A 20,671-nucleotide genomic window follows, 5' to 3' on the forward strand; every position below is an offset into this window, starting at 1 on the left:
CTCGCGCCCTCCTAAGCCGCCAGTTTCCGTGAAGCGGCGGCCGAGCGGCCGTCGCTGTCGAACACCATCAGGTGCCGCGGGTCGATGAACACATCGATCATCTCGTCCGCTTCGAAATGGTGGATGCCGTGTTCCAGCATCACCCAGCGCACGTCGGCGAAATCGAGATGCACGAAGCTTTCCGAGCCGGTGATTTCGGTCGCGGTCACCTTGGCGCGCACCGGCACGGACTCCGCGTTCGGCCGGCCAAGCGAGAGATGGTGCGGCTGGAAGCCGATCGTGTAGGAGCCGTCGGCGATGTGCGAAAACTCCGCCGGGACCGGCAGGCTGACCCCGCCATCGAGTTGGAACCCCTTGCCCGATTTGCGCAGCACGATGGTGTTGAGCGGCGGATCGGAGAAGGTTTTGGCGGTGATCAGGTCGTCCGGCATGCGGAACACCTCGATGGTCGGCCCGAACTGGGTGACGCGTCCTTCCGACAATGTCGCGGTGTTGCCGCCGAGCAGCAGCGCCTCGTGCGGCTCGGTCGTCGCATAGACGAAAATGGTGCCAGAGGCGGCGAAGATCTTCGGCAATTCGGCGCGCAGTTCCTCGCGCAGCTTGTAGTCGAGGTTGGCGAGCGGTTCGTCGAGCAGCACCAGGCCGGCGTTCTTCACGATGGCGCGGGCCAATGCCGTGCGCTGTTGCTGGCCGCCTGACAGATGAAGCGGCGTGCGGTCGAGATATGGCGTCAGCCGAAGCAGTTCCGCGGCCCGCCGGACCTCGGAATCGATCTTGGATTGCTCTACGCCCGCCACCCTGAGCGGCGAAGCGATGTTCTCGTAGACCGTCATTGCCGGGTAGTTGATGAACTGCTGGTAGACCATGGCGATCTTGCGCTTCTGCACCGGCACGCCGGTAACGTCGACGCCGTCGAACCAGATCGAGCCCGATGTCGGCGCATCGAGCCCGGCCATCAGCCGCATCAGGCTGGTCTTGCCCGAAAGCGTCGGGCCGAGCAGCACGTTCAGCGAGCCGTGCTGCAGCGTCAGCGACACATCGCTGATGTGCGTCTGGCCGCTCACCACTTTCGAAACGTTCCTGAGCTCGAGCATCGGTTTTTCTCCTCCGCCCTACTCTGCAGCCGCAGTGTGCATGTTGGCCAGTCCGCGCATGAATTTATCGAGTTCGGCAGCCTGCTCCTTGCTAAGCCGCAGCCCCCTCTTGGTGCGCCGCCACAGCACGTCCTCGGCCGTGACCGCCCATTCGTTCTCGGCGAGGTAGCGGATTTCCGCTTCGTACAGATCGGCGCCGAAATTCCTTCCCAGGTCGGCGCTCGATTTTGCGAGGCCAAGGATCGTCTTGGCGCGTGTCCCGTAAAGGCGCGTCAACCGCCGCGCATGAGCAAAATCCAGGAAAGGATAGATATTCTTGAGCTTTTTGACCTCGGCATCAAATCCTTTTGCCGGGAAATCCCCGCCAGGCAATGCGGCATTCGCCGTCCACGGCTTGCCCTTCTTGCCGAGCAGATCCTCGATCTTTTCCAGCATGGCCTCCGAAAGCCGGCGGTATGTGGTGATCTTGCCGCCGAAAATGTTGACGATCGGGGCGGAGCCTTCGGGATGCTCGGCCTTCAGCACGTAGTCACGGGTTGCTTCCTGCGCCTTCGAGGCGCCGTCGTCGTAAAGCGGCCGCACCGCCGAATATGTCCAGACGATATCGTCGCGCTTCACCGGCTGGCTGAAATATTCGCTGGCCGCATCGCAGAGATAGTCGATCTCGGCATCGGATATGGCAACCGATTTCGGATCGTCCTGATAGTCGCGGTCGGTGGTGCCGATGAGGGTGAAATCTTCCTCATAGGGAATGGCGAAGATGATGCGACTGTCCCGGTTCTGGAAGAAATAAGCCCTCGGATCGTCGAACTTCTTGCGAATGACGATATGGCTGCCCTGGACCAGGCGAACATTGTGGACGTCGTTCTGGCCGACCGCCGCCGACAGCACATGATCGACCCAGGGGCCGGCGGCGTTGACGATCAACCGCGCCTTGACCTCTTCGACCCGTCGGTCGCGCAGGTTTTCGACGCTGACGATCCAGTGCTCGCCGTCACGGCGGGCGCCGACCACCTTCGCGCGGGTTCGGATGGTGGCGCCGCGATCGGCGGCGTCGCGGGCGTTCAGCACCACCATGCGGGCATCGTTAACCCAGCAGTCGGAATATTCGAACGCCTTTTTGAAAAGCTTTTTCAACGGCTTGCCGGCCGGATCGGCAGTCATGTCGAGCGTCTTCGTCGCCGGCAGTTCCTTGCGCCCGCCAATGTGGTCGTAGAGGAAAAGCCCAAGCCGGATCAGCCAGGCCGGCCGCAATCCTTCGGCATAAGGAAGCACGAAACGCATCGGCCAGATGATGTGCGGCGCGTTCCTCCAGAGCACTTCGCGCTCCATCAGGGACTCGCGGACGAGACGGAACTCGTAATGTTCGAGATAACGCAGGCCGCCATGGATCAGCTTGGTCGAGCCGGACGACGTCCCGCTCGCCAAGTCATTCATTTCACTGAGAAAAACGGTGTATCCGCGACCCACCGCGTCGCGTGCGATGCCGCATCCGTTGATGCCGCCGCCAATGACGAAAATGTCATGGATCGGATGTTCGTCCACAAGTCCTCCCTGCTTTCGCACTGCAGCATCCCGGCTGCTTACCGAAAGCATTTTGGAATTATTTCGAAACACTAACGAATGTCAAACGAAATATTAGGAGCGGAGAAGGTTCACCGAACCGGCATGCCTTCAACGCATCGTCTCGATGAGCTCGACCTCGTTTTCCCCGCAGATCTTGCGCACCGCCTCGATGTCGCAACGGTCGGTGATGAAGGTGTCAACCTGGCTGAGATGGCCGATGCGGACGGGCGCGGTGCGCTCGAATTTGGTCGAGTCCGAAACCAGGATCACCTGCCGCGCGTTGGCGATGATCGCCTGCGCGACCTTCACCTCGCGGAAATCGAAATCGAGCAGCGCGCCGTCATGGTCTATCGCCGAGGCACCGATCACCGCATAGTCGACCTTGAACTGCTTGATGAAATCGACCGCCGCCTCACCGACGATGCCGCCGTCGGCGCCGCGCACGACGCCGCCTGCAATCACGACCTCTATCTCAGGATAAACGCGCATCCTATTGGCAACATTGATGTTATTTGTGATGATCATCAGGCCGGTATGATCGAGAAGCGCTTTCGATACGGCTTCCGTGGTGGTGCCGATGTTGATGAACAGCGAGGCATTGTCGGGGATCAGCCGCGCCGCCGCTTTGCCGATCGCTTCCTTCTCGTCGGCGGCGATCTTGCGCCGCGCCTCGTACTCCATGTTTTCGATGCCGGACGGGAACAGCGCGCCGCCGTGAATGCGGGTCAGGAGGCGCTGGTCGCACAGATCGTTCAAATCCTTGCGGATGGTCTGCGGGGTCACCGAAAAATAGGTTGCAAGGTCATCGACCAGCACCCGCCCGTTGTCCTTCGCCATCTGAATTATTTCCGAATGGCGCGGGGTGAGATACATGGCTCAGGTGCTCCCGTTTTCGTTTTTTATGAATGCATTCGAAAACGAAAGTGGTTCGGAGTCAATGCTTCGGCCAAACGAAACGCCTCGCCGGCAGCAGATTTTCGGCTGTTGCCGGTAAAACTCTCCGCTAAGTGACCCCGATTTTTGCAAATTCGCCTTCCGGCTTGATGAAATCGGAATCTTCGCACGACAACCCGCCAAAAATTGCCTGTCGAAGCGCCCGACAGACCCGTCGCTCTCCGTCACCTCTCCGCGCCGGGATGCAATTTTCACGCTTTGCCGGGTAACCCGCGCCCGGAGAGATTGAAAAATCGCGCCGGCAAAACTCGCGCCGCGAAAGAAATGCCCTTAACCGGCCCGGATAATTTTGAAATCCATTTGACTGAATAAATAGTCGGTGCTTAGTTTCCGTAACGCGAGGGATTTGGCGTGACGCTCCGGGGAACCAATCAGGGGTTCGGAAGGCCGTACAATCGGCGCATCGTGCTTGAGTCTGTGCGTCTGCATGGGCCGATCGCGAGAGGCGACATCGCCGAGCGCGTCGGCCTTACTGTCCAGACCGTTTCCACCATCGTGCGCGAACTCGAGGAGCAGGGATATATCCTCTCCACACGGGAGGAGCCTAAGGGGCGCGGACTGCCGCCGACAACGCTGACGATCAACCCGGACGGCGGTTATGCGGTTGGTGTCCACGTCACGCCGCTCGGCATCGAAGCGGCCCTGATCAACCTCGATGGTGACGTCATCGCGAGCGTGCACCGCGAGGCCGCCCACGCGACGCCCGACCAGGGTTTCGAACTGATCGGCGCCCAGGTTTCCGAACTGATGCGGCTCAAACCCGGCGGTCGCATGCTCGGCGTCGGCATGGTGATGCCCGGCCCGTTCGGCGTGGATTCCATGAGCTTCGTCGGCCCGACCACGATGAATGGCTGGCAGGATGTGGCGCTCAGGGAACGCCTCGCCGAGGTCACCGGCTTGCCGGCATTCTTGGGAACCGACGTGGCGGCGGCGGCCCTCGGCGAACAGCTTTACGGCCTCGGCGCCGGCTTCTCAGACTATTATTACCTCTATATCGGCGTCGGGCTCGGCGGAACCATGGTGCATGACGCAACCGTGCTTCGCGGCGCCTGGGGCAACGCCAGCGAGATCGGCCACGTCCCGCTCGTACCTGACGGCGAAGCCTGCCCGTGCGGCAACCGCGGCTGCCTCGAACGCTACCTGTCGCTGGAAGCCCTGGGGCGGTCGAAGCTCAGCGAAGCCGATTGGGTGGAGAACATCGCGCCGATCTTCCGCAACACCGTCGCAACAATCGAAAACCTGTTCGACCCGGAAACCATCGTCATTGGCGGGCTGGCGTCCGCCGCCCTGCTGGAACGGCTGGCCGGCACTGTCGAAACCCTTCCCAATTCGGTTTCGGCGCGACGCGACCGTACCGCCCCTCGCCTGCTGGTGGCGCGCGGCGGCCAGCACTCGGTGTTGCGCGGCGCCGCAGCCCTTGCGGTTTCCGGCGTGCTGTCGCCGCGTTTCGGCCAGATGTTCACCGGGGAACGACAGGGTGTGCGTGCCCCTCTGCCAGGCAAGGGAATTGCGGCATGAGCGAAGCGCTGCTGGTGCTGGAAGACATCCGCAAGAATTTCGGCGCCATCGAAGCGCTGCGCGGCATCAGTTTTTCGATCGGCAAGGGCGAGGTCGTGGCGCTGCTGGGAGACAACGGCGCCGGCAAGTCGACGCTGGTCAAGATCATTTCGGGCGGGCTCGAGCCGACTTCGGGAAAGATGCTGTTCGAAGGCAAGGAGTTCCTCGCCAAAACGCCCGCCGAGGCCAAGGCCGCCGGCATCGAGACGGTCTACCAGGACCTTTCGCTGTGCACCAATGTCGACGTGGTCGCCAACTTCTTCATGGGCCGCGAGATCACCCGAAAAGTTCTCGGCATCCCCGTCCTCGACGAGCGCGCCATGGAGACGGTGGTGGAGAAGGCGCTGGCAAGTGCGGGCACGCGCATTCCGTCGTTGCGGAGCAACGTGGAGCATCTTTCGGGTGGCCAGCGGCAGGCCATCGAACTCAACCGCTTCGTCCATTGGGGCGGCAAGCTGGTGCTTCTCGATGAACCGTTCGCAGCCCTTGGCGTCGACCAGACGCGGCGCGGGCTCGAAATGATCCGCAAGGTGGCAAGCCAGGGCATCGGCGTCGTCATCATCACCCACATCATGCAACAGGCCTTTCAGGTCGCCGACCGGATCGTGGTGATCCGCCACGGCGTCGTGGCGGGCGATGTCGCGCGCGGCAAAACCAGTCCCGATGCGGTGATCAACATGATCACCGGGGAAACTCTCGCCGGTGCCGGACCGGCTGGCTGAGGCAAAAAACAGGGAGTCCGGCGCAACAGGAGGAACTTGATCATGAAGCGAATACTTCTAGCCTTGTTCAGCGTCGCAGCGCTCTGCCTCGCAACACTGATGCCGGCCTTCGCGCAGACGAAGGGCACGGTCTACTACCTGGTTCCCACCTTGCTCGACGAATTCCAGACCGGCTCGGTGAGCGCGCTGGAAATGTTTCTGAAGCAGGTCGGCTATGAAATGAAAACGCTGAACGCCGACAACAAGACTGACGGCCAGCAAAGCCAGATGAACGACGTCATCGCGCTGAAGCCCGCGGCAATCATCCTTGCCGCCGTCGATTTCAACGCCTTGAAGCCGTCCATCGAGGCGGCGCGCGCCGCCGGCATTCCGGTGGTCGAGTTCGACCGCCAGATCACCTCGACACCGTCCGACTTTACGTCTGTCGCGGGCACTGTCGAGATCGGCCATGTCGCGGCCGAGCAGGCCCAAAAGCTGCTCACCGCGAAGAACGGCTCCGTGAAGGGAAAAATCCTGCAGGTGCTGGGTGACCCCGGCGATCCCTACACGCTCGATATCCAGAAGGGCTTCGAGGAGAAGATGAAGGCGTTTCCCGAGGTGACGATCATCTCGAACCCTGCCATGCAGTGGGAAGCCAGCAATGCCGGCACCATCGTTGCCGACCAGCTGCTTGCCAATCCCGACATCGACCTGATCTTCAGCCATGCGGCGCATCTTTCCGTCGCGGCCGTCGCATCGCTGGAATCCGCCGGCAAGAAGCCCGGCGACGTCTTGATGATGAGCTCGAACGGCGCGCCGGTCGGTCTCGACCTGATCCGCAAGGGCTGGCTGAACGTCGAGGTCGAACAGCCGCTTTATGCGCAGGCGGCCGCGGTCGCCATGTTCATGGACAAGATCGTCGGCAAACAGGAAATCAAGCCTGGCGAATATGACGTGCTCGGCCTCAAGTCCACGGTGACCACGGAAGCCTGGGGGCCGAACATCAAGATCCCGGGTGCCGCGATCAGCAAGGAAAACGTCGACAACCCCGCCTTCTGGGGCAATTTGAAGCCGCCGTCCGACACGGTGAAACCGGTGGAGTGATTTTCACCTGCTGATGCATATTCCCCCTCTCCGTCTCGCTTCGCGTCGTGGAGAGGGGAATTCCACTTGGCGCAAGCCACGCGGCTTGATGCAAATACCGTTCACCACTGAGAAACCCGCATGAACCCACGCACGCGCCGCGCCCTCGAATTCGTGCTCGACAACCTCGTCTGGTTCATGCTGATTTTCGTGCTGGCGATCTTTTCGCTGTTCATTCCCAACTATTTCCAGCTCGGCATCTTCGCCAACATCATCGAGGCGTCGAGCGTGCTCGGCGTCATGTCGATCGGGCTGGCTCTGGTCATCATCGCCGGCCACATGGACCTTTCGGTGGAATCGGTGGCAGCCCTCGGCGCCATGGCGGTCGGCATCCTGTTCTGCTCTGCCGGCATCGGCATGGGCGTGCAGTTGCACCCCCAATGGCTGATGGTGCCGGTTTCGCTGCTGGTCGCGCTTTCCGTCGGCGCCCTTGTCGGTTCGCTGAACGGCTACCTCATCGTGCAAGCCAGGATGAATGCCTTCATCATCACGCTCGCCGCCTATATCTGGGTGCGCGGCCTGGTTCTCGCCGTTTCGGGCGGACGCTCCGCGCAGGACCTGGCGCCCGCCATCCGCTGGTTCGGCATCCAGCGCCTGCTCGGCCTGCCGCTGACAGCCTGGATCGCCATCCTTTGCTTCGTCGTTTTTTCGCTGATCATGGCCAAGACGCCGTTCGGCCGGCACCTGGTGATGATCGGCGGCAACGAGACCGCCACCTTCCGTGCCGGCATCCGGGTCAAGCGCAACCTGATCATCGCCTTCGTGCTGGCGGGCGCCATCGCCGGTCTTGCAGGCTGGCTGCTGGCGATCCGCACCTCCGGCGCCACCGCCAACCTGGGCGTCGGCCTTCTGTTCAACGCCTTCGCGGCCGTGGTGATCGGCGGCGTCAGCCTCAAGGGCGGCGTCGGCTCCCTCCCCGGCGTCTATGCCGGCGTCTTATTGCTGTCGTCGATCAACACGGCGATCAACCTGATGGGGCTGCCCGCCAATTTCACCCAGGTCATCCATGGGCTGCTGGTGCTGGCCGCCGTCATGCTCGACACGTTCAAACAAGGCATTCGCCAGAGGCTCGCATGACTGGAAGGCTGCAAGACAGGATCGCGCTGATCGTCGGGGCCGCCCGCGGCATCGGCAAGGGCATCGCGGAGCGTTTCGCCGAGGAAGGCGCAGGCCTCGTGCTTGCCGACGTCGAGGCCGACGCCGCGCGGCAGACCGCAAGCGAACTCGGCGCGATCTTCATCCACACGGATATTTCCAGAATGGCCGACGCCGAGGCGGCGGTGGCGCTGGCGCTGGAACGGCACGGCCGGCTCGATATCGTCGTCCAGAACGCCGGCGTCTACCCCTGGCAACTGATCGAGCAGACCAGCTCCGACGACTGGGACCGTGTCATGGCGGTCAATCTGCGCGGCTCCTTCAATGCCGCCCGCGCCGCCCTGCCCCCGATGAAGGCGCAGCGTTCCGGCCGCATGCTGTTTACCTCGTCGATCACCGGGCCGCATGTGACCAGCCCCGGACATGGCCATTATTCGGCCAGCAAGGCCGGCATCAACGGCTTCATTCGCGCAGCCGCGCTGGAGTTCGCCGGCTATGGCATCACCGTCAACGGCGTCGAGCCTGGCAATATCCTGACCGAGGGCATGCAGATGCACCGCGACGCGGCGTTCATCAAAAGCATGGAGGACGCCGTGCCGCTGGGGCGGCTCGGCAAGCCGCGCGACGTAGCCAACGCCTTCCTGTTCCTCGCCTCCGACGACGCCAGTTACATCACCGGCACGACCATCGTCGTCGATGGCGGCCAGTTGCTGCCCGAGGGCGCCGATTTCCGCATCCTGCCGTCATGAGAATCCATTGGCCATCTCGACGATAGCCTCGAAGGCCGTGTCGATATCGGCTTCGGTCGTCTCGAACTGGCCGGCCTGGAAACGGATGGCGACGCGGCCGTCCACCCGGGTCTGGGTAAGATAGATGCGGCCATCGTCGTTGATGGCGTTGACGAGGTCGAGATTATGCCGGTCGGCATCCCCACCTGCCCGCGGCTGGTGGCGGAACGAGAACAGCGACAGCATCGGTTGCGAGACGATCTCGAAGCCGGGGGTTCGGGCCAGCCGCGCCGCGAGATTTTCGCTCCAGCGGACGTGATTGCGGATCATGGTACGCAGACCCTCCAGCCCGTGCGCACGAAGCAGGAACCACAGCTTCAGCGCGCGGAAACGCCGGCCGAGCGGCACCGACCATTCGGAATAGTTGACGATGCCATCCTTGCCATGGGTTTTCAGATATTCCGGCTGGATCGCCAGGGTTTTCACCAGGCTCTCCGGCTCGCGGACGAACTGGATGGAGCAGTCGAACTGCGCGCCGAGCCATTTGTGCGGGTTGAAGACGATGGAATCGGCGCCCTCGACGCCGTTCCAGTAATGTCGGAACTCTTCGCAGATCATCGCCGAGCCGGCCCAGGCGGCGTCGACATGCAGGTAGAGACCGTGGCGGGCGGCGACTGCCGAGACGCCGGCAATATCGTCGGTGCCGCCGATGCTGGTGCCCCCGACGCAGGCGATGATGCCGGCCGGCAGCAGCCCGGCCGCCTTGTCCGCGACGATTGCCGCCTCAAGCGCCGCAAGATCCATGCCGCGCAGCGGGCCGCCCGAGGCGACGCGCACGAGATTTTGCTCGCCGATGCCCGACACCCAGATGGCGCGGTCGATCGAGGTATGGACCTGTCCGGAGCAGTAGATGCGCACTGGGGCTTGGCCGGACAGGCCGTGGCTGTTGCCCTCCCAGGAAAGCGCGCGCTCGCGCATCACCAACACTGCGGCGAGCGTGGCGGAAGAGGCCGAGTCCTGGATTACGCCGGAAAAGCCGCTGGGAAGGCCGAGCGCCTGGCGCATCCAGTCGACCATGCGCGTCTCGAGTTCGGTTGCGGCGGGCGACGTCTGCCACAGCATGCATTGCGCGGCCATTGCCGAGACGAGGTATTCCGCGACCACCGACACCGGCGCTGCGTTGGCGGGGAAGTAGGCGAAGAAGCGCGGATGCTGCCAATGCGTCATGCCGGGAACGATCTTCTCCTCGAAATCGGCGAAGATCTTCTCCATCGGCTCGGCCGTCTCCGGCGGCGACGCGGCAATCTGTGCAAAAATATCGCCGGGCTGCGTCTGCGCCCGCACCGGCCTCTCGCGCAGCGTCTCGCGATAGGCGACGCCCCATTCGGCAGCCTTTGTGGACCAGTCGCGGAATTCGTCGGGGTTCATGAAGGCTCCTTGGCGTTGTTTTTGCGTGATGCCGCAATCACTAGCAGAGATTCCGACGCAGGGCTTTTTCCGAGAAAAATGCCCAACGGTTTTCCGGTTTGGAACTGCGATAAAACAATGACTTAGAGCGGTCGAACGATTTCGCGCGCCGCCGCATAAGTGGTATGCTTGGCAGTCTGGCCTAAAGGAAAGTCCCGATAAAAATTCTAGCAAAACACCTGATGGTGTAGAGCGTCCAAAAGTTCCATTGTCGGCTGGCCGCTCTTGACTCCGAACGGCAAACCCGGCGGGCGCGTGATCCCAAGCCCCCCCGCCCAAAGCGTGCTCGTCGGGTACTGACTTGTTCCATTCCGAAGAATTCGGAATGGAAGCTAGCGGCGGTCAGGTTTCAGGAAAATCCGGCAGGCTTTTGAAGGCGTTCTTCAGTGCGTTCGACCAGCCGTCGGAGACCGTTCGGTAATAGGGATCGTCGATGCCGATGCGCTTCTTGAAGCCGACCCTCATCGTGTCCTTCTCATAGAACATCAGGTCGAGTGGCAGGCCGACCGAAAGGTTGGATTTCAGCGTCGAATCGAACGATACGATCAGCAGCTTCGCGGTTTCGGCGAAACTCATGGCGCGGTCATAGGCGCGTATGATGATCGGCTTGCCGTATTTGGTCTCGCCGATCTGGAAGAACGGTGTGTCCTCGCTGCATTCGATGAAGTTGCCTTCCGGATATATCTGGAAGAGCCGCGGCGGCGTGCCCTTGATCTGGCCGCCGAGGATGAAGGAGGCGTTGAAGTAGGAATCAGCCTTCTGGCCAGCGTCCGCGTGACTGGAAATGACCTCCTTGACCGTATTCCCGACCAGCCGGGCGGTCTGGTACATGGATGGCGTCTCCAGCAGCGTCGGCACCCGGTCGGCAATCGACTTGGAGCGTTCATCGAGCAGGCTGACGACGGCCTGCGTCGTGGCCAGGTTCCCGGCGGTCAGAAGCACGATCACGCGTTCGCCGGGGTCCTCCCAGACGTGCATCTTGCGGAAGGTCGAGATGGAATCGATTCCGGCGTTGGTGCGCGTGTCCGACATGAAGACGAGGCCGCTATCGATCCTGAGGCCGACGCAATAGGTCATGGAATCTCACTGATTGCCCACTGATTCAGGCGATTACTGCTCCACAGTGATGTGGACTGCAAGCTGTTCTTGCGCTTGTCCAAGCCGAATGCCGGAGACCGGCATGGCTTCGCGGTAGTCGCGGCCGGTTGCGACGCGGACGTAGCGCGCGTCGGCGGAAATGCCGTTGGCGACATCGAAGGCGACCCAGCCGAGATTGGCGACATGGGCTTCCGCCCAGGCGTGGGTGGCAACCTGGTCGAGCCTGTCGTTCATCATCAGGTAGCCGCTGACATAACGCGCGGGGAAACCGAGCAGCCGGGCGGCGGATGTGAAAATATGGGTGTGGTCCTGGCACACCCCGGTGCCCTGGAGCAACGCCTCCTCGGCTGAAGTTCCGGAATCGGTGGCGCCGACCGTGTAGGCGACACGCTCGCGGATGTTCCCCATCAGCCGGTGCAACCGGTCGAGATCGGAGCCGCCGCCAACGCCTCCAGCCAGCGCTCGGATGCCGTCGCCTGCGGTGGTGAGGCGCGTTTCGCTGCCAAACAGCCACAGCGGCGCGAAGCCGCGATGTGCGCCCATGACGCCCGCCGTGTCGTGGGTCTCGACCTCGCCCGACGCTTCGACGCTGATGACATGCGGATCGCCCTCGACGCTCAGCAGCCGGGTGTCATTGCCGAAGTGATCGGTAAAGCGCACCTCCTCGCGCGCCCCGTCGATGGTGAGCGACCATGTTTTGATGGTCTGCGCCGGGCCGCCATAGGGCACCAGCCGCAGCCGCTGCAGCGCGTAAAGGAGCGGGGCATCGTACCGGTATTCGGTGCGGTGGGAGATTTTCAGAAGCATGCGGTCTCGCCGTCAGTAGAAGCGGAAGTTCTGTGCGACCTCATCGCCCAGCCGGTTGTTGTCGCGGATGAAATCGATCAGGAACTCGTGCAGGCCGGCATCGAAAATGTCCTTGATCGAGTTCACCCTGAGCTTGGAGAGCGTCTGGTCGAGCGTGTCGTGGCAGCAGTGGCGCGTGCCGTAGTCCTTTTCCAGGTAGGACAGGCTTTCCGAGATGTTCAGGTAGCAGAAGGCGAGCGAGCGCGGCATGCGCCCGTTGAGAATGAGGTAGTCGGCTATGTTGGTCGGCCGGTAGTCGGCTTCATAGACCCAGCGGTAGGAGCGGTGCGCGGCGACCGAGCGCAGGATCGATTCCCACTGGTAGTTGTCGAGCGTCGAGCCGACCCACGCGATCGATGGCAACAGCACATAGTACTTAACGTCGAGAATGCGCGCGGTGTTGTCGGCACGTTCGATGAAGGTGCCGAGCTGGGCGAAGTCGAAATTCTCGTTGCGCAGCGCGGTGCCGTGCAGCGAACCGCGGATCAGCGCCGTCTCGCGCTTGATGGCGTCGAGCACGCTCGGCAGTTCGCGCTGGTCGACCGGGCTTGCCAGCATGCGCTTCAGCGCCATCCAGGCCTCGTTGATCGATTCCCAGGTTTCGCGCGTCAGCGCCGTTCGCACCATGCGGGCATTGTTGCGCGCTGTCTCGATCGCCACCATGACGCTCGACGAATTGGCCGGGTCGCGGAGCAGGAAATCGGATACGGTTTCAGCCGTAACCTCTTGATGTTTCTGGTTGAAAGCATGCTCGGCGCCGGCGCTGAGCAGCACCGAATTCCACTCGTCCGAGGAACTGGCGGTGCGCGTCAGCGCCATGCGAAGGCCGGCGTCGAGCAGCCGCGCCATGTTCTCCGTGCGCTCGATATAGCGGCTCATCCAGTAGAGGCCATTGGCAGTGCGGCCGAGGAGCATTAGCGTGCGGCTCCATAAACGGTGAATGGTGAATGGTAAATGGTGAATGGAAAGCCAAACAAATGAACCGACGGCAGGTTCATCTCGCTGCAGCGCCTAATTCCAGCTGATTGACCATTCACCATTTTACCATTCACCATTCACCACCTAATCATCCAGCACCCACGTATCCTTCGTGCCGCCGCCCTGCGAGGAGTTGACCACCAGCGATCCCTCTTTCAGCGCGACGCGGGTCAGGCCGCCGGGCACGATCTGGATGCGGTCCGAGACCAGGACGAACGGCCTCAGATCGACATGACGTGGCGCCAGCCCCTTTTCGGTGAGGATCGGGCAGGTCGACAGCGAAAGTGTCGGCTGGGCGATGTAGTTGGAAGGCCGCGCCATCAGCTTCTTGGCGAAATCCTCGCGCTCCTTCTTCGAGGCAGTCGGGCCTACCAGCATGCCGTAGCCGCCGGAGCCGTGCACCTCCTTCACCACAAGCTCGGCCAGGTGCTCCATCACATATTTCAGGCTGTCGGGTTCGGAGCAGCGCCAGGTTGGGATGTTGCCGAGTATCGCCTTGCGGCCGGTGTAGAACTCGACGATCTCGGGCATGTAGGAGTAGATCGCCTTGTCGTCGGCAATCCCGGTCCCCGGCGCGTTGGCGATGGTGATGTTGCCGGCCCGGTAGACGTCCATGATGCCTGGCACGCCCAGCGTGGAGTCCGGCTTGAAGGTCAGCGGGTCGAGATAGGCGTCGTCGACGCGGCGGTAGAGCACGTCGATCTGCTTGTAGCCTTCGGTGGTGCGCATGGCCACGTGGCCGTCGATCACCCTGAGATCCTGGCCTTCGACCAGTTCGACGCCCATCTGGTCGGCAAGGAAGGCGTGTTCGAAATAGGCGGAGTTGTAGCTGCCCGGCGTCAGCACCGCGACACGCGGCGCGTCGTGCGCGTTGTCGGGTTTCACCGCCGACAGCGACTGGCGCAAGAGCTGCGGATAGTTCTCGACCGGCCGCACCTTCACCCGCTGGAACAGTTCGGGGAAGAGTTGCATCATCGTCTCGCGGTTCTCCAGCATGTAGGAGACCCCAGAGGGCGTGCGCGCATTGTCCTCGAGCACGTAGAATTCGTCCTCGCCAGTGCGCACGATGTCGACGCCGATGATGTGGGTGTAGACGCCTTTCGGCGGCCTCACGCCGATCATTTCCGGCAGGAAGGCCTCGTTTGAGGCGATCAGTTCCTTCGGCACGCGGCCGGCGCGCAGGATTTCCTGGCGGTGGTAGATGTCGTCGAGGAAGGCGTTGAGCGCCTGCACCCGCTGCTCGATGCCTTGCGTGAGCCGCCGCCATTCCGATCCGGAAATGATGCGCGGGACGATGTCGAAGGGGATCAGCCGCTCGGCCGCCTCTTCCTCGCCATAGACGGCGAAGGTAATGCCCGTCTTGCGGAAGACGCGCTCGGCGTCGCGCATTTTTTCGGTAAGCCTTGTGGGGTCCTGGGCCTGGAACCAGCGATCGTAAGCCGAATATGGTTTGCGCAACCCCGTATCTTGGGGGTGCATTTCATCGAATGCCGTCACGCAGTTCTCCCCTCTGAAGTTATTTCAGCGGCGTCGCAGCGGAAAAGCAAGCACAATCTTTGCGCTTGCGACGCAAGAGGAGCGACCGGAGCGCGCAAGACCGGTTCGATGGTATTTTGCCCGTGGCCTGCGGCGGTCCTGGACAACGGCGGAGCCCCTTCGACGGGGATGGGAGAAATCCACCCGGGATGAAACCCGGTCCATTGCTTCGCCGTATGTTATGATGGGCACGCGGGCGTGCCCGCACGGCAATTCCAGGAAAAGTGGATACCGGTTTTCGCTTGGGAATTGCAAAAATCAAGGAGGACGGGAGACAGCGATGTGCCGAGCCCTTTTTGCCCTCGCTTTTTTCATGATGGCCTGCCCCGCCCTTGCCGGCGACGCCGAGGTGAAGTCCGCGCAGGGCGCGATCGAAGGCCAGCTCAAGGCGTTTCTCGCCGGCGACAATGAAGGCGCCTACAGCTACGCCGCGCCCAATGTGAAGCGGATTTTTCCGACGCTCGACACCTTCATGAGCATGGTCACCTCCGCCTACCAGCCGGTCTACAGGCCGCGCAACTATGCGTTCGGGAAAGTTCGGGAACTCAGCACGACCTCGATCATCCAGCAGGTGATGATCGTCGGCCCGGACGGCAAGGATTATGAAGCCGTCTACACGCTGGAACTGCAGCCCGACGGCAAGTTCCGCATCACCAGCGTCAGCCTGCGCGCCTCCAATTCGCTCAGCACCTGATTTTTGCCTCTGCTAGACGGATGCATTCGCGGCTTGGCACGCTCAACACTTAGCTATTGCGCTAAGTGTCACCCCCTGATACTTAGCCTTATGGAACAGTATCAAGAGCAGCTGAACGGCATCTTCCACGCGCTTGCCGACCCGACGCGCCGCGCGGTCATCGGTCGGCTGGGAAAAGGCCCGGCATCGATCAGCGACCTGGCGAAGCCATTCGACATGGCTTTGCCGTCGTTCATGAAACACATCCATTTGCTGGAAGACAGCGGGCTGATCCGCACCGCCAAGCAGGGGCGCGTGCGCACCTGCGTCATCGAGAAGAAGCAGTTTGCCGCCGTCGAAACATGGCTCGATGCGCAGCGCGCCATCTGGGAAGGCCGCACCGACCGGCTCGAAAAATTCGTCACCGCCATTCAGGAACAGGAAGACATCAAATGACCCAATCGACAAACCCCGAACTCGACCTGACCATATCGCGGGTGATCAGGGCGCCGCGCTCGGCCGTCTGGAACGCCTGGACCAACCCGGCGAGCTTCGAACAATGGTGGGTTCCCAAGCCCGCCAGATGCAAGGTCGTAAGCATGGACCTCAAGCCCGGCGGCGCGTTCGTGACCCATATCAGCGAAGATGGCGGCGATTTCGTTCCACATGTCGCCGCCTGTTTCCTGGCCGTCGACGAAGGCCAGAGGGTCGTGTTCACCGACGCCTTGCTGGGCGGATGGCGGCCAGCCGAGCAGCCGTTCATGACGGCGATAATCACGATGAAGGACCATCCCGACGGCACCGACTACGTCGCCCGCGCCATGCACCGGAGCAGCGCCGACCGCGACATGCATGAAAAGATGGGCTTTTACGACGGCTGGGGCACGGTCGCCGGACAGCTCGCAGAACTGGTGGAAAATCAGGCGTAAGGAGCGACGCAGTGCGCAAGATCGTTTTCCAGATGATGACGACGCTGAACGGCCGTCTCGACGATCCGATGGCCTGGCTCTCCAGCGTCAGCGACGACCAGTATCAGGCAATCGACCGCCTCTACGCGAGATACGACACCGTACTGGTCGGCCGCACGACTTATGAAGAAATGGCGGCATACTGGCCGGGCGCACTGTCGGAAGGCACCGAAACCAACCGAAAGATGGCGCGGCGGATGCGCGACCTCAAAAAGCTGGTTTTCTCCAGATCCGGGCACCACGAACTGACCGCGTGGAGCAACACCGAGCGGGTGACCGTCACGAGCGACGACGAGCTGACGGAATATCTCACGCAACTGAAGGCCGAACCGGGCGCGGACATCCACCTGTCCGGCGGCGCGAGTTTCGCGCGATCCGTCATCGGCCTCGGCGTGGTCGACGCGTTCCATTTCTTCGTCTACCCCACGGTGTCGCCAGGGATATCCTGGTTCGCGGACCTGCCCGACAAGCGGGACATGCGACTTCTCGGGTCCAGTTCTTACGAGAACGGCGTTGTGGGCCTGCATTACGCGCCTGCAGGACTCGCGGAAAGGGCCCAGCCCAGCAGCTTTACCGATCTTCTTACCTGAAGCCGACTACCGCAGTTCGCGTCGAATACGCGGACTGCTACGCTCGTCATGCAGACGCCTCGACCAGATAATCGAGCAGCCCCCCGCGGCTGACCCTAGAAGCCGACGATACGCTGGAACACGGTAAAGGCATTAAGGATATGGGTACGCATGGCATCCTCGGCGCCGCGTGCATCGCGCGCTACCAGCGCGGCAATGATCTCCCGATGATCATGCTGGTTCAGTTTCTGCTCCTCCGCGGTGGTTAAACCAGCAATGTGCCTATTGAAATAGAACTGCCCCACGCGAAAAATGTCATCCGCCAAGCGTGTATTGCGTGCCGCCGCAATGATCGCGTCATGAAAACGCCGGTTTGATTCAACGCGATAGGCAGGCGTCAGCTCGGTCATGCCATCGCGTTCGTCCTGGATCGAGGCAATCGCCGCGATCTCGTCGTCGGTAGCACGGGTTGCAGCCAGCCGCGCGGCATAGCCCTCAAGGGCAGCGCGGACCTCCGAACGCTCGCGTATCTCCTCCACAGAATATTCGCGAACCGCCCACCCTCGTTTGCGCGGCGTTACGAGTTGATCGGCAGCCAGTCGCTGAAGGCTCTCGCGAATAGGCGTGCGGGACACGTTCAGCATCTTCGCGAGGTCGGCCTCGATAAGCGGTTCATTGGGGCGTAGCTCGCCTTCGACAATCGCGCGCCGCAGGCGCTCATAAACCTCCAGGGCCGCGCCTTGATTGCGACGCTCGTTCTTCTGGAGTGCCGACAAACGCAAATCGACGTCGGGCAAAACACCGGTGTTCTTCATGACTTGATCCATTGGTCATTCCTACCCCAAGTCACCGGTGATTAGAAGCCCCGGCACACTTGACCGTGTACGAGTTTGCATGCAAACTCGTACACCAACAATGCAGCCAAAGAGAGGGCCGCATCAGTTGGGTGCAAGGCAGCACCCAGATTGCCAAACATTTGGCTGTTCGACGCCTGAAGCCGATTCAATGAGGGAGGATAATGTGAATTCTGCAGTCGCATCGCGCATCAAGGTGATGCTCGCCGCCACGCTTGGCTCGACGCTGGAGTGGTATGACTTTTTCATCTTCGCGGCGAGCACGGTCCTTGTTTTCAACAAGGTCTTCTTTCCTGCAAGCGACCCCTTCGCCGCGACACTGCTGGGCCTTGGGACCTTTGCTGTCGGCTTTTTGGCGCGCCCGTTCGGCGGTATCGTTTTCGGCATCATCGGCGACCGCATCGGCCGCAAGAATACGTTGATCGTCAGCCTTCTGATGATGGGCGCCGCGACCGTGATGATCGGGCTTCTGCCGAGCTACGAGACGATCGGCATTGCCGCGCCTCTCATTCTTTTGGTCATCCGCGTGATCCAGGGCATTGCCGTCGGCGGCGAGGCGACCGGTGCGTTGACCATCGTGGCAGAATCGATGCCTGCGGCGAATCGCGGCTTTTGGACAAGTTTCCCGATGGCCAGCGGACCAGCGGCAAACGTTCTGGCGCTCGGAGTGCTCGCGCTGGTGCAATGGCAGCTTGGCGAAGAGGCATTTCTGGCCTGGGGCTGGCGCATTCCCTTCCTGCTCTCCGTTGTCCTGATCATGCTCGGTTTCTGGGCGCGCCGTCAGGTCGATGAATCGCCGGCCTTTCTGGCGGCCAAGGCCGAAAATTCCGCTCCGCATGCGCCCCTGAAGGAAGCGCTGGAAACCCAGAAGGCATCCATGACCAAGGTGTTCTTCGTCAAGGCTGCGGAGAACACGCTGCTCTACCTGTTCTCGACCTTTGTCTTGCTGCTGGCGACTACAAAGCTCGGATTGACACAAGCACAGGCAATCGACGTTGTGTGGCTTGCCTCGCTGATATCGCTTCCCGTCATTCTTGGTTCCGGGTGGCTGAGCGATCGCATCGGCCGGCAACCGGTCATGATCACGGGTTTCGTGGTGGCGACGATCGCAGCCTTTGTACTCTTCACACTGCCTGAAGGTGCCGCCCCGAACGCGATCCGGTGGCGCGCCATCTTCGCGTTGTGCGCTCACGGAATTCTGCTCGGCGGTCTTGCCTCTTACGTCACCGAGATGTTCCCAACCCGTGTTCGCTACACGGCGCTGTCGGCCTCCTACCAGCTTGCTTCCGTGCTTGGCGGCTCGATTGCACCGCTCGTCGGTGCGCTGCTTGTGGAACGCACGGGCACGCCGGTCTCGGTCGCCATCTATGCCGCGTTGATGGTCGTCCCTGCGTTGATCGTCCTCGCGCTGCCTTCGGCGAAGCTGGATGATGAAGCGACGTCCATCACCGTCAAACCGGCGCCAGATCGCCCCTCGCCCAGCCTTCGGTAATTGCCGCGGCGCGCTCGGTGAACTGCCCCGCCTCGATGGCGTCGCGGATATCCTGCATGAGCCGCTGGTAGTAGGAAAGGTTGTTCCACGTCAGCAGCATGGCCCCCAATGCTTCCTGCGATTTCACCAGGTGATGCAGGTAGGCGCGGGAATAGTCTCGCGCCGCCGGGCAATCGCTTTCCTCGTCGAGCGGACGCGGATCATCGGTATGGCGGGCGTTGCGCAGGTTGACTTTGCCGCGTCGGGTGTAGGCGAGGCCGTGGCGCCCTGCCCGAGTCGGCATCACGCAGTCGAACATGTCGATGCCGCGCGCCACCGATTTCAGGATGTCGTCCGGCGTGCCGACACCCATCAGGTAGCGCGGCTTTTCCGCTGGCAGTTCCGGACAGGTGATGTCGAGCATGTCGAGCATCACCGGCTGCGGCTCGCCGACGGCCAGACCGCCGACGGCGTAGCCCTTGAGGCCCATCGCCGAAAGTGCCGTGGCCGAGCGCACCCTGAGTTTTGCATTGTCGCCGCCCTGCACGATGCCGAACATCGCCTTGCCCGGCTGCTCGCCGAAAGCCGTCTTGCAGCGCTCGGCCCAGCGAAGCGACATCTCCATGGCGCGCTCGATGTCTTTTTCCTTGGCCGGCAGGGCAACGCACTCGTCGAGCTGCATCTGGATATCGGAATCGAGCAGGCCCTGGATTTCGATCGAGCGTTCCGGCGACATTTCGTAAGGTGCGCCGTCGATATGCGAACGGAAGGTGACACCGTTTTCGTTGAGTTTGCGAAGCTGCGCCAGCGACATGACCTGGAAACCGCCGCTGTCGGTGAGAATCGGATGCGGCCAGCGGGCGAAATCGTGCAGGCCGCCAAGGCGTGCGACACGCTCAGCGCCCGGGCGCAGCATCAGGTGATAGGTGTTGCCCAGGATGATGTCGGCGCCGACATCGCGCACCTGGTCCATATACATGGCCTTGACGGTGCCGCCGGTGCCGACCGGCATGAAGGCCGGGGTGCGCACGGTGCCGCGCGGCATGGAAATCTCGCCGCGCCGCGCCTTGCCGTCGGTGGCAAGCAGTTTGAAGGTGAAGGTGTCAGCCATCATATTCCTTGTCGTGGATCGGCGCGCCGGCCGCTTGGCGTTCGAGCGACTGCCGGTAGTGGATGCAGCCGCGCATGAATTTCGGCCACGGCGGCACCGCAACGGCGGGCTCCGTCCGCTCCGGCAGCAACGCCCACAGGTCGGGGTGATGCCAGCACAGGTCGTGCCCGGTGGAATCGCGGTGCTTGCGGATGCCGGCCCTCAGTCGCTGCGCCTCCGCGATCAGCGCCGCGCGGTCCATCGTCAGCAGGTCGTCGTCCAT

Annotated in this window: 21 protein-coding genes; 10 read left to right on the top strand and 11 right to left on the bottom strand. The window is 62.2% G+C overall.

From position 1 onward, the window contains the following. Positions 1–11: 11 nt before the first annotated feature. The 3 genes from F3H98_RS17970 to F3H98_RS17980 all read right to left on the bottom strand — a co-directional run bounded on the left by F3H98_RS17970 (position 12) and on the right by F3H98_RS17980 (position 3,533). Complete coding sequence (locus F3H98_RS17970; RefSeq protein ID WP_149761540.1) at positions 12–1,094, bottom strand: ABC transporter ATP-binding protein; 1,083 nt, start codon at positions 1,092–1,094, stop codon at positions 12–14. 18 nt (positions 1,095–1,112) lie between these two features. Then, positions 1,113–2,639: a glycerol-3-phosphate dehydrogenase gene (gene glpD / locus F3H98_RS17975; protein ID WP_149761541.1), complete on the bottom strand. Its 1,527-nt coding sequence runs from the start codon at positions 2,637–2,639 to the stop codon at positions 1,113–1,115. Positions 2,640–2,768: 129 nt separating this feature from the next. Continuing rightward, positions 2,769–3,533, bottom strand: a complete 765-nt coding sequence (locus F3H98_RS17980; protein WP_149761543.1) for a DeoR/GlpR family DNA-binding transcription regulator — start codon at positions 3,531–3,533, stop codon at positions 2,769–2,771. A gap of 432 nt (positions 3,534–3,965) precedes the next feature. Between F3H98_RS17980 and F3H98_RS17985 the strand changes: the two genes are divergently transcribed. From F3H98_RS17985 to F3H98_RS18005, 5 genes are all read left to right on the top strand, one after another. Beyond that, the gene (locus F3H98_RS17985; protein ID WP_149761545.1) at positions 3,966–5,132 is read left to right on the top strand and encodes an ROK family transcriptional regulator; all 1,167 of its coding nucleotides are present in this window, start codon (positions 3,966–3,968) and stop codon (positions 5,130–5,132) included. Beyond that, positions 5,129–5,893 (top strand): ATP-binding cassette domain-containing protein, encoded by a 765-nt coding sequence (locus F3H98_RS17990; protein ID WP_149761547.1) that lies wholly within the window; start codon positions 5,129–5,131, stop codon positions 5,891–5,893. Before F3H98_RS17985 ends, F3H98_RS17990 begins: the two co-directional genes overlap by 4 nt. A 42-nt stretch (positions 5,894–5,935) precedes the next feature. Further along, positions 5,936–6,976 (top strand): sugar ABC transporter substrate-binding protein, encoded by a 1,041-nt coding sequence (locus F3H98_RS17995; protein WP_149761549.1) that lies wholly within the window; start codon positions 5,936–5,938, stop codon positions 6,974–6,976. 120 nt (positions 6,977–7,096) lie between these two features. Continuing rightward, positions 7,097–8,092 (top strand): ABC transporter permease, encoded by a 996-nt coding sequence (locus tag F3H98_RS18000; RefSeq protein WP_149761551.1) that lies wholly within the window; start codon positions 7,097–7,099, stop codon positions 8,090–8,092. Next, entirely contained in the window at positions 8,089–8,859 is a 771-nt protein-coding gene (locus F3H98_RS18005) for an SDR family oxidoreductase (protein WP_149761553.1), read from the top strand. The genes F3H98_RS18000 and F3H98_RS18005 overlap by 4 nt, the downstream gene beginning before the upstream one ends. Here the strand turns inward: F3H98_RS18005 and F3H98_RS18010 are convergent. The 5 genes from F3H98_RS18010 to F3H98_RS18030 form a co-directional block, all read right to left on the bottom strand. Then, on the bottom strand, positions 8,854–10,266 hold the full coding sequence (locus F3H98_RS18010; RefSeq protein ID WP_149761555.1) for a pyridoxal phosphate-dependent decarboxylase family protein: 1,413 nt from the start codon (positions 10,264–10,266) through the stop codon (positions 8,854–8,856). The genes F3H98_RS18005 and F3H98_RS18010 overlap by 6 nt on opposite strands. A gap of 381 nt (positions 10,267–10,647) precedes the next feature. Further along, positions 10,648–11,382, bottom strand: coding sequence for a proteasome-type protease (locus F3H98_RS18015; protein WP_149761557.1), 735 nt, complete (start codon positions 11,380–11,382; stop codon positions 10,648–10,650). 33 nt (positions 11,383–11,415) lie between these two features. Beyond that, positions 11,416–12,210 carry a transglutaminase family protein gene (locus F3H98_RS18020; protein ID WP_149761559.1) on the bottom strand — a complete coding sequence of 265 codons (795 nt, stop codon included), beginning with the start codon at positions 12,208–12,210 and terminating at the stop codon, positions 11,416–11,418. Between the two features lie 12 nt (positions 12,211–12,222). Beyond that, on the bottom strand, positions 12,223–13,164 hold the full coding sequence (locus F3H98_RS18025; protein WP_149761561.1) for an alpha-E domain-containing protein: 942 nt from the start codon (positions 13,162–13,164) through the stop codon (positions 12,223–12,225). Between the two features lie 147 nt (positions 13,165–13,311). After that, positions 13,312–14,724, bottom strand: a complete 1,413-nt coding sequence (locus F3H98_RS18030; protein WP_188130454.1) for a circularly permuted type 2 ATP-grasp protein — start codon at positions 14,722–14,724, stop codon at positions 13,312–13,314. A 319-nt stretch (positions 14,725–15,043) separates the two neighbouring features. Here F3H98_RS18030 and F3H98_RS18035 point away from each other — a divergent pair, with 319 nt between their 5' ends. The 4 genes from F3H98_RS18035 to F3H98_RS18050 all read left to right on the top strand — a co-directional run bounded on the left by F3H98_RS18035 (position 15,044) and on the right by F3H98_RS18050 (position 16,994). Continuing rightward, complete coding sequence (locus tag F3H98_RS18035) at positions 15,044–15,457, top strand: DUF4864 domain-containing protein (RefSeq protein ID WP_149761563.1); 414 nt, start codon at positions 15,044–15,046, stop codon at positions 15,455–15,457. A 90-nt stretch (positions 15,458–15,547) separates the two neighbouring features. After that, positions 15,548–15,892: an ArsR/SmtB family transcription factor gene (locus F3H98_RS18040; RefSeq protein ID WP_149761565.1), complete on the top strand. Its 345-nt coding sequence runs from the start codon at positions 15,548–15,550 to the stop codon at positions 15,890–15,892. Continuing rightward, positions 15,889–16,365, top strand: a complete 477-nt coding sequence (locus tag F3H98_RS18045; protein ID WP_149761567.1) for an SRPBCC family protein — start codon at positions 15,889–15,891, stop codon at positions 16,363–16,365. Before F3H98_RS18040 ends, F3H98_RS18045 begins: the two co-directional genes overlap by 4 nt. Before the next feature lie 11 nt (positions 16,366–16,376). Next, a complete protein-coding gene (locus F3H98_RS18050) occupies positions 16,377–16,994 on the top strand; it encodes a dihydrofolate reductase family protein (RefSeq protein WP_149761569.1) in 618 nt (205 codons plus the stop codon). A gap of 95 nt (positions 16,995–17,089) precedes the next feature. Here the strand turns inward: F3H98_RS18050 and F3H98_RS18055 are convergent, their stop codons facing one another. Next, on the bottom strand, positions 17,090–17,800 hold the full coding sequence (locus tag F3H98_RS18055; protein ID WP_149761570.1) for a GntR family transcriptional regulator: 711 nt from the start codon (positions 17,798–17,800) through the stop codon (positions 17,090–17,092). A 193-nt stretch (positions 17,801–17,993) separates the two neighbouring features. On the opposite strand from F3H98_RS18055, the gene F3H98_RS18060 reads away from it, so the two are divergent. Continuing rightward, a complete protein-coding gene (locus F3H98_RS18060) occupies positions 17,994–19,319 on the top strand; it encodes an MFS transporter (RefSeq protein WP_244621772.1) in 1,326 nt (441 codons plus the stop codon). Here the strand turns inward: F3H98_RS18060 and tgt are convergent. Then, the gene (gene tgt / locus F3H98_RS18065; RefSeq protein WP_149761690.1) at positions 19,279–20,409 is read right to left on the bottom strand and encodes a tRNA guanosine(34) transglycosylase Tgt; all 1,131 of its coding nucleotides are present in this window, start codon (positions 20,407–20,409) and stop codon (positions 19,279–19,281) included. The genes F3H98_RS18060 and tgt overlap by 41 nt on opposite strands. Next, entirely contained in the window at positions 20,402–20,671 is a 270-nt protein-coding gene (locus F3H98_RS18070; RefSeq protein ID WP_149761574.1) for a hypothetical protein, read from the bottom strand. The genes tgt and F3H98_RS18070 overlap by 8 nt, the downstream gene beginning before the upstream one ends.

This window comes from Neomesorhizobium albiziae (assembly GCF_900114255.1).
Classification (GTDB): Bacteria; Pseudomonadota; Alphaproteobacteria; order Rhizobiales; family Rhizobiaceae; genus Neomesorhizobium; species Neomesorhizobium albiziae.

Excerpts from the sequence above, each read along its gene's own strand:
- F3H98_RS18045 (WP_149761567.1), top strand. The coding sequence starts at position 15,889 with ATGACCCAATCGACAAACCCCGAACTCGACCTGACCATATCGCGGGTG.
- tgt (WP_149761690.1), bottom strand. The coding sequence starts at position 20,409 with ATGGCTGACACCTTCACCTTCAAACTGCTTGCCACCGACGGCAAGGCG.
- F3H98_RS18070 (WP_149761574.1), bottom strand. The coding sequence starts at position 20,671 with ATGGACGACGACCTGCTGACGATGGACCGCGCGGCGCTGATCGCGGAG.
- F3H98_RS18025 (WP_149761561.1), bottom strand. The coding sequence starts at position 13,164 with ATGCTCCTCGGCCGCACTGCCAATGGCCTCTACTGGATGAGCCGCTAT.
- F3H98_RS18040 (WP_149761565.1), top strand. The coding sequence starts at position 15,548 with ATGGAACAGTATCAAGAGCAGCTGAACGGCATCTTCCACGCGCTTGCC.
- F3H98_RS18010 (WP_149761555.1), bottom strand. The coding sequence starts at position 10,266 with ATGAACCCCGACGAATTCCGCGACTGGTCCACAAAGGCTGCCGAATGG.
- F3H98_RS17995 (WP_149761549.1), top strand. The coding sequence starts at position 5,936 with ATGAAGCGAATACTTCTAGCCTTGTTCAGCGTCGCAGCGCTCTGCCTC.
- F3H98_RS18000 (WP_149761551.1), top strand. The coding sequence starts at position 7,097 with ATGAACCCACGCACGCGCCGCGCCCTCGAATTCGTGCTCGACAACCTC.
- F3H98_RS17980 (WP_149761543.1), bottom strand. The coding sequence starts at position 3,533 with ATGTATCTCACCCCGCGCCATTCGGAAATAATTCAGATGGCGAAGGAC.
- F3H98_RS17970 (WP_149761540.1), bottom strand. The coding sequence starts at position 1,094 with ATGCTCGAGCTCAGGAACGTTTCGAAAGTGGTGAGCGGCCAGACGCAC.
- F3H98_RS18005 (WP_149761553.1), top strand. The coding sequence starts at position 8,089 with ATGACTGGAAGGCTGCAAGACAGGATCGCGCTGATCGTCGGGGCCGCC.
- F3H98_RS18015 (WP_149761557.1), bottom strand. The coding sequence starts at position 11,382 with ATGACCTATTGCGTCGGCCTCAGGATCGATAGCGGCCTCGTCTTCATG.
- F3H98_RS18020 (WP_149761559.1), bottom strand. The coding sequence starts at position 12,210 with ATGCTTCTGAAAATCTCCCACCGCACCGAATACCGGTACGATGCCCCG.
- F3H98_RS18035 (WP_149761563.1), top strand. The coding sequence starts at position 15,044 with ATGTGCCGAGCCCTTTTTGCCCTCGCTTTTTTCATGATGGCCTGCCCC.
- F3H98_RS17990 (WP_149761547.1), top strand. The coding sequence starts at position 5,129 with ATGAGCGAAGCGCTGCTGGTGCTGGAAGACATCCGCAAGAATTTCGGC.
- F3H98_RS18055 (WP_149761570.1), bottom strand. The coding sequence starts at position 17,800 with ATGGATCAAGTCATGAAGAACACCGGTGTTTTGCCCGACGTCGATTTG.